This window comes from Vibrio sp. YT-19(2023) (assembly GCF_033337395.1).
Map to the genome: position 1 here is coordinate 1 of NZ_JAWOQN010000063.1, position 8,179 is coordinate 8,179.

Consider the following 8,179-nt stretch of genomic DNA (forward strand, 5'->3'; position numbering starts at 1 on the left):
TAGCATGAGTAGTTTTACAGGCAAAGCCGAAGCGGATGATAACCACCTACTGAAGTAGGTGGTTTAGGGCTGAAAACGAAAAAGGCTTGCCACTTGGCAAGCCTTTTATCTTTTTGAAACCAGATTTACGCACCGACTACTGCGCGAGGACGAACACCCAACGTATGGCATAACGCGTAAGTCATCTCTGCACGGTTTAGTGTGTAGAAGTGAAAGTCCTTAACCCCTTCACGACTCAGTACACGCACCATATCAATAGCTTGGCTAGCTCCTACAAGCTGGCGAGTCACCGGATCATCATCCAAACCATCGAATTGTTTGCTCATCCATCCTGGTACTTTCACGTTGTTCTGTGCCGCAAAGCGAGACGCTTGCTTAAAGTTCGATACAGGCAAAATTCCTGGCACAATTTCTACGTCAATTCCTGCTGCGACACAACGGTCACGGAATCGCAGGTAAGACTCAACGTCAAAAAAGAACTGAGTAATAGCACGGTTTGCACCTGCATCTACCTTACGTTTTAGGTTCAATAAGTCAGACTGAGCGCTTTTAGCTTCAGGGTGAACCTCAGGGAATGCAGCAACGGAGATATCGAAATCGTGGCGTGATTTCAGCAGCTCAACCAAATCCGAGGCATACATATCAGGCGCACCGCCACCTGGAGGAATATCACCACGCAGAGCGACGATATTTTCAATACCATTGTTCCAATAATCATCGGCAATATTAATCAACTCTTCACGAGTCGCATCAATACAAGTGAGATGGGGAGCGGCAACCAATCCGGTTGTGGCTTTAATTTCTTTAATGATGGAGTGTGTTCTGTCACGCTCGCCGGAGTTCGCACCGTAAGTCACAGAAACAAATTTAGGTTGAAGCGTTTTAAGACGGTGCACTGAATTCCAAAGTGTTTCTTCCATCTTAGCGCTGCTTGGCGGAAAAAACTCAAACGATACATTGATGTTATCTGATAACTCAGCAATATTCTGGTTCAAGGCGTCGATATGGCCTGCGTGCGTATATCCCATCTTACTCTCCCTGCGGCACTCCGCCACGAAAACAAATCCTTAAAATCGACGTTTAGACGTCTATATGTCTACAGAATGTATTGAATACGATTTAATGTCAACCTTGTAATTATGAATTTTTCTCACGTTAATAATGAAGATAGTTCAAGTTTCTACTTGAGCATCATCTCACCATTTTGCACGGGTTATGACTTCAGTATGGCACTGATAGGGGAATAAAAAACCCTGGATTAATTCCAGGGTTTTTAGGTCAATCGCAACTTTAAAATAAACCAGCCAATCGGTTGAGGTCGGATTGAATAGCGCCGGCTGTCACTTCTCTGCCTGCGCCTGGTCCTCGAATGACCAGAGGGTTATCTTTGTACCACTTGCTCTCTATGGCAAAAATGTTATCGCATGGCAATAAGTTGGCGAGCGCGTGCTCACGAGATAACGCTTCGACTCCCACCGTTGCTTTACCATTTTTTTCTAAACGCGCCACATAGCGAAGCACTTGATCGTTTCTCTGTGCTTTTGTCAGACGCTCTTGAAGTATTTCACTCAACAACGCTCCATTATCGAAGAAATCATCTAAGCTCAGTTCTCTTAATTCTTCTGGCACCAAAGACTCAACTTTAACGCTGTCTGGTTCTATATCTAGGCCCGACTCTCGAGCCAAGATGACTAACTTACGCATTACATCGGAGCCATCTAAATCAGAACGAGGGTCAGGTTCGGTTAACCCTTGCTGCCAAGCAAGATCGACTAAATCATTAAATGGCACAGAACCATCAAACTGTTGGAACAGCCATGATAACGTCCCCGAGAAAATCCCCGATAGAGCGACGATTTCATCCCCACTTTCACGAAGATCTCGCACGGTATGGTTTATCGGTAACCCAGCACCAACCGTTGCGTTGTATAGCCAATGACGACCAATTTTAGCGAATGCATCTTGAACCTGATGGTAGTACTGACTATCTGCGGAACCGGCCACTTTGTTAGCGGAAATCAAATGAATGCCTTGCTGTGCGATTTCTACGTAGCGCTGAGCTAACTCTTTACTCGCGGTAACATCAAGCACGACGGCTTCATCATAGCTTTTAAGCGCTCCCAAACGTGCCAGCCAATCCCCATTGTTTGCTATGCTTTCATCATCAAATCGTTCAGCAACACTCGCCGCCTCAATACCTTGCTCATCGAACCAATAGGTTTGGCTATCCACAACCGCGACAAGATCAAAGCTCATACCATGACGTTTTTCGAGCTCACTTTTTTGCGTCGCAAATAAATTTAACCAACTAGAACCAATATTACCCTTGCCACATAAAGCCACTGCCACGCGTTTTTGCGCTTGGAACAACTGGCTATGAATCGTTTGAACCAACGCCTCGGTATCAGTACGGCGCAAAACAGCGACTAGGCTCAGCCCTGAGTCTGTTTCAGAGATAAATTCTACCGGAGAGTGCTTTAGCTTTTGATAAAAGCCAAAGCAATGATTGGCGTTTTTCGTAACGCCTGCACCTACCGCAGCTAAGAGCGAGTAACCTTCTTTTAGCTTAATTTCTGCCTCTACCGCAAGCTCTTGCAAGTGTTTCAATGCACCACCGGCGATTTCTGCGGTGTAAGCCAAGCGTAGCGTATGCTGATCGGATTGAGCTTCAAATGCCAATGGCTCTAATTGCGCGCGCTGCAACGCTTGTAATACATCACTCTGTGTTTTTTCGAAGTCGTGCCCATGCATGAAAGACAACTGCACCAATAAAACATCATCCAGTGAAGTAATAATTTTAGCGCCACGACCAGATGCCAATACACGCTCAATACGAGTAGAACCCGACTCTGGCAGATAGCTACACTTGAGATTAAGGTCCATGGTACTTTGCGCCACAGGCTGAAGCGTACGACTGTGTAGCACTGGGGCAGCTAAGCGAGCAAGTTCACTGGCTTCATCCAATCGAAGTAACGGTAATAAACAAGCATCAGACACCAAACGTGGATCGGCACTATAGACACCAGCAACATCACTCCAAATCGTGACAGTACTGACTTCAGCAAGCGCGCCTATGACCGTTGCAGAATAGTCAGAGCCGTTACGACCAAGTAGAATGGTTTCTCCTGCCTCGTTCTGAGCCATAAAGCCAGTAATTACCACACGTTTATGGTTATGCTGCGCGAGGATCTCTTTAATTAAAGGGTATGAACGAGCGCGATCAACCTCTGGTTGAGTTCCCGCTTCTGCACGTAAAAACGCTCGTGCATCTTGTGCAACCGCAGGGATAGAACGTTGAGATAATAACGCGGCCAATAGGCGAGCAGACCATACTTCTCCGTGCCCCAGTACCGCGGCTTTTTGCGCATTAGTGAGTGGTGCAGTCAGCTCCGAGAGAGTACTGAACTCATCATGTAATAAAGCTAACAGCTCTTCTTTTGCTTCACTCTCCAACAAGCTTTCTATTAGCTCAGTTTGAAACTGTCTTAAGCTTTGAAGCGCTTCATGCGCAATTCGGCCATCTTTATTTAACCCTTCCAAAAACTCAATCAAGCGGTTAGTGGTTTTTCCTGCAGCAGAGACGACCACCAGATCATTTTCTGTCGAATACTCCTTGAGAATACCCACAACGCGTAAGTAGCATTCTGGGTTTGCTAAGCTACTGCCACCAAACTTATGCAGCTGACGTTGTACAGTCATTGTTATCGTCTCCTATTACTGGGTAGCTTTAGCGAACGCTTGTTCTAAATCTGTGATGAGGTCTTGTGCATCTTCCAAACCGACAGACAAACGCAATAGTTGATGAGAGACCCCAGCCTCCGCCAACGCCTCCTCACCCATTGCACGGTGCGTCATGGATGCTGGGTGGCAAATCAAACTTTCTACACCACCTAATGACTCTGCTAATGAAAACAGTTGGAGCTCTTTCACAAACACCTTTAACTGTTCAAACGAACCAGCAAACTCAAAACTCAACATAGAGCCAAAGCCCGTTTGCTGCTTTTTAGCGATGTCATGACCTGGATGTTCCAGCAGGCTTGGATGATAGATAGTTTTAACTAACGCTTGTTTCTGTAGGTAAGCCAGTACCTGCTGTGAGCTCTCCTCATGTACTCGCATACGAGCACCAAGCGTACGAATACCTCGCAGCGTCATATAACTATCGAAAGGTGTGCCCGTTGCACCAATACAATTGCCCCACCATGCAAGCTCTTCTGCATGCGCCTCTGTGTTGGTGATGATTACTCCACCAATTACGTCCGAATGACCGTTGATGTACTTTGTTGTGGAGTGGATAACAAAATCCGCACCTAGCTCTAAAGGTTTTTGGTACACGGGTGTCAAAAAGGTATTGTCCACCGCAACTAACGCGCCGATTTGTTTCGCTTTTTCACAAGTAGCTGCAATATCCACTACGCGAACCAGAGGATTTGACGGAGTTTCTAGCAAAATGAGTTTTGGTTTTTGTGCCAATGCAGCATCTAAAGCCTGTTCGTCTGATTGATCGACAAACTGAACCTTAAAATCGCCTTTGCTAGCTCGGGTATTAAAAAGACGATAGGTGCCGCCATAACAATCGTGAGGAGCAATAATGAGATCATCTGGGCCGAGAAAAGCGGAAACCCATAAATTTAATGCCGACGTACCGCAGTTAGTAACAACCGCTCCTTTTCCAGACTCAAGTTCAGATAGCGCACTTTCCAACAGTCCGCGGTTTGGATTACCAGATCGTGTGTAATCATACTTGGGCACTTCACCAAAAGCAGGAAAACCATAGTTAGTGGAAAGATAAATAGGTGGAACGACAGCATGATATTGGCTGTCTGATTCAATACCAGTGCGTACTGCAATGGTCGCAGGTTTGCGAGTGCTCATGGGTGTATCCTTTCACGGGTAATGACTTCTAAATAGGAATGCGCTATATCTAATGAGTAACATAAAGTGATCAACACGCTTCCTTTGCTGTTATGTTCACTTTACTCGTCAAAAAATGAGACGTCAACACTTCTAGACGTCTATATGTCTTTGCTTATGGCGGTAAATGCAGCTAAAATCAGCACCTAAATTATTTTTAACCGATTACATAAATGAAGGTGTGCAATGGCTGACTGGAATGGCGAATACATTAGCCCATATGCAGAGCACGGCAAAAAAAGCGAACAAGTAAAAAAAATTACCGTCTCTATCCCGCTAAAAGTTTTAAAGGTGCTAACTGATGAGCGTACTCGCCGTCAGATCAATAACTTACGCCATGCAACCAATAGCGAATTGCTATGCGAGGCATTTTTGCACGCGTACACAGGTCAGCCACTTCCGACAGATGAAGACCTTCGTAAAGACCGTCCTGATGATATTCCAACAGAAGTAAAAGCGCTGATGACGGAAATGGGCATCGAATTTGAGTCATTCGACGAAGAATAAAAAAAGCCTGATAAGAGGTTTCAGGTAATGACTCTTGCCTCGAGCCAAATGAATGACATAAAAAATGGGACGCAATAGCGTCCCATTTTTGTGTATCACATCTGAAAGATATATTACTCTGCCATGTAGTTTTCAGGCATCTCGATACGAGCTACACCTGAATTAACCGCCGCCTGAGCAACCGCTTTTGCAACACGTGGTAGCAAACGTGAATCCATTGGTTTTGGAATAATATAGTCCGCACCAAACTCTAGCTTATCAACACCTGCAGCCTTCAATACGGCTTCAGGTACAGGCTCTTTTGCTAGCTCACGAATCGCCTCAACGGCTGCAAGTTTCATTTCATCATTGATTTCACTTGCACGCACATCAAGAGCACCGCGGAAAATGAATGGGAAACACAATACGTTGTTAACTTGGTTAGGATAATCACTACGGCCAGTACCCATGATCAAGTCATCACGAACTGCGTGAGCAAGTTCCGGCTTGATTTCAGGATCCGGGTTAGAACATGCGAATACGATTGGCTTATCTGCCATCAACTTCAACGCTTCCGCTGGCAATAGGTTTGGACCAGATACACCTAGGAACAGATCTGCACCTTCAATCACGTCTTCTAGTGTGCGCTTATCTGTATTGTTCGCAAATAGCTGCTTATATTCATTAAGATCATCACGACGAGTGTGAATCACACCTTTGCGATCTAGCATGTAGATTTTTTCGCGCATTGCGCCGCATTTGATCAGAAGCTCCATACAAGCTACAGCGGCAGCGCCAGCGCCAAGACAAACAATTGTTGAATCTTCAAGTTTCTTACCTTGAAGTTCGATTGCATTCAGCATACCCGCTGCCGTTACAATAGCAGTACCATGTTGATCATCGTGGAATACTGGTACATCACAACGTTCAATCAGACGCTTTTCAATCTCAAAACAGTCTGGTGCTTTAATATCTTCAAGGTTGATACCGCCAAAAGTGTCTGCAATGCTCGCAACAGTATCAACAAATTCATCGATCGTGCGGTGCTTAACTTCAATATCAATAGAGTCAAGACCTGCGAAACGCTTAAACAGTAACGCTTTACCTTCCATCACTGGCTTAGATGCAAGTGGACCTAGGTTACCTAGACCTAGAATAGCGGTACCGTTAGAAATAACAGCAACCATGTTCCCTTTTGCAGTGTACTTGTACACGTTATCCGGGTTTTGTGCGATTTCACGCACTGGCTCTGCAACACCAGGGCTGTAAGCAAGGGCAAGATCACCCGCCGTTTCCGCAGGCTTTGTCAGTTCGACAGCAATCTTTCCTGGAGTTGGATAAGCATGGTAATCCAATGCTTTTTGGCGATGTTCTTCTTCTGGAGTGGCTGCTTGGTGGTTGTCTTCAGACATGGACGTTTCTCTTTTTTATTTTTAGGTAAGGGGGCATAAATTCTATCGGATAGAAATCAAACTTCATAGGCAAGATTGCGAGCAATATCCTTAAAAAGCCGATAATAAAAGAGATTAGACCAGATAACGGGGTTAAGCACCTGATTTTCGAGTCAGGTGCTCTTTCTTCTTACTATTATTGGAGTATGCAAACTCAGAAAGTATCGTTACTCTTCGTCCACGTATTGCGCTTGGAGATAATTCTCAATACCAGACATTTCAATCAAGCCAAGTTGCGTCTCTAGCCAATCAACATGTTCTTCTTCATCTTCAAGAATATCTTGGAAGAGATCTCTAGACACATAATCTCGAATGTCTTCAGCGTAGGCAATCGCATCTTTTAAATCTGGAATAGCCGCCATTTCAAGCTTTAAATCACACTCGAGCATTTCCTTGGTATCTTCACCAATCATCAACTTACCTAAATCTTGTAGGTTCGGTAGGCCTTCAAGGAACAAAATACGCTCAATTAGATGATCGGCATGCTTCATCTCATCGATAGATTCGTGATATTCCTTGTCTGCTAGGTGCTTTAAGCCCCAGTCTTTATACATTCGGGCGTGAAGAAAATACTGATTAATAGCGACGAGCTCGTTACCGAGCACTTTATTGAGATGTTGAATGATGATTGGATCGCCTTTCATGACAAAACCCTCCTCTTTGGCTTCATTTAAATGTAGAAGCAAATGAGAAGGTGTCAAAATGTAAGGCAAATAATTACTGCATACTTACAGCAATTAGCTGGCTTGTTTAAATTCCGTGTAACTAGTTTCCGCTAAAATTTCCTTGGCCTGTCTGATGCACTTACCACATTGGCTGCCCAATGCCGTGCACTTTTTGATTCCTTTAATATCTGTTACGCCTTCATCTATCGCCAACTTCCTAATTTTTTTGTCGGAGACACCATGGCAAAGACAAACGTACATACTCAAAAAACCTATAAAACTAATCTGTGACAAACAATATAAACAAGAATAGTTCTTGTTACCAGTCGCATTATGGTGTCCGCTCAGAATATTTGGTTATAACGATTTTACCGCTGCAGGAAAAGATCAAAGGGTTAAGAGGGGTGAGTAAAAGCGTTAAGAAACAAAGCCGGTAAAACTCTGTTTTTAAATCGAAAAAGTGACATCTTTTATTTCAACACTTATAACTAAATGTAATCTAGAAATGAAAAAGGGAAGCCTAAGCTTCCCTTTTCGATGCGCTTTCTTCAAAAAGAAGAACAGTGCAAGATTTCGTTTAATTCGTTATGAATTAGTCGAAGATCTTAGCAACAACACCAGCACCTACTGTACGGCCACCTTCACGGATCGCGAAACGTAGAC

At 44.3% G+C, this 8,179-nt stretch carries 7 protein-coding genes and 1 pseudogene; 1 reads left to right on the forward strand and 7 read right to left on the reverse strand.

The genetic code is table 11. The features are described from left to right. Positions 1–125 precede the first annotated feature (125 nt). From metF to R7E78_RS23535, 3 genes are all read right to left on the reverse strand, one after another. The gene (gene metF / locus R7E78_RS23525; protein ID WP_005381345.1) at positions 126–1,028 is read right to left on the reverse strand and encodes a methylenetetrahydrofolate reductase; all 903 of its coding nucleotides are present in this window, start codon (positions 1,026–1,028) and stop codon (positions 126–128) included. A 262-nt stretch (positions 1,029–1,290) separates the two neighbouring features. Then, positions 1,291–3,699, reverse strand: coding sequence for a bifunctional aspartate kinase/homoserine dehydrogenase II (locus R7E78_RS23530; protein ID WP_017633523.1), 2,409 nt, complete (start codon positions 3,697–3,699; stop codon positions 1,291–1,293). A gap of 15 nt (positions 3,700–3,714) precedes the next feature. Continuing rightward, the gene (locus R7E78_RS23535; protein ID WP_262640712.1) at positions 3,715–4,875 is read right to left on the reverse strand and encodes an O-succinylhomoserine (thiol)-lyase; all 1,161 of its coding nucleotides are present in this window, start codon (positions 4,873–4,875) and stop codon (positions 3,715–3,717) included. 225 nt (positions 4,876–5,100) lie between these two features. On the opposite strand from R7E78_RS23535, the gene metJ reads away from it, so the two are divergent. Then, the gene (metJ, locus tag R7E78_RS23540) at positions 5,101–5,421 is read left to right on the forward strand and encodes a met regulon transcriptional regulator MetJ (protein ID WP_005381353.1); all 321 of its coding nucleotides are present in this window, start codon (positions 5,101–5,103) and stop codon (positions 5,419–5,421) included. Positions 5,422–5,534: 113 nt separating this feature from the next. Here metJ and R7E78_RS23545 read toward each other — a convergent pair whose 3' ends face one another. The 4 genes and pseudogenes from R7E78_RS23545 to R7E78_RS23560 all read right to left on the reverse strand — a co-directional run. Further along, positions 5,535–6,812, reverse strand: coding sequence for a malic enzyme-like NAD(P)-binding protein (locus R7E78_RS23545; RefSeq protein WP_005381358.1), 1,278 nt, complete (start codon positions 6,810–6,812; stop codon positions 5,535–5,537). 206 nt (positions 6,813–7,018) lie between these two features. Then, a complete protein-coding gene (gene bfr / locus R7E78_RS23550; RefSeq protein WP_005381359.1) occupies positions 7,019–7,495 on the reverse strand; it encodes a bacterioferritin in 477 nt (158 codons plus the stop codon). Positions 7,496–7,588: 93 nt separating this feature from the next. Further along, the gene (locus R7E78_RS23555; RefSeq protein ID WP_005381360.1) at positions 7,589–7,777 is read right to left on the reverse strand and encodes a (2Fe-2S)-binding protein; all 189 of its coding nucleotides are present in this window, start codon (positions 7,775–7,777) and stop codon (positions 7,589–7,591) included. Between the two features lie 331 nt (positions 7,778–8,108). Next, positions 8,109–8,179 (reverse strand): annotated as a pseudogene (locus R7E78_RS23560) (elongation factor Tu); the annotation flags it as partial.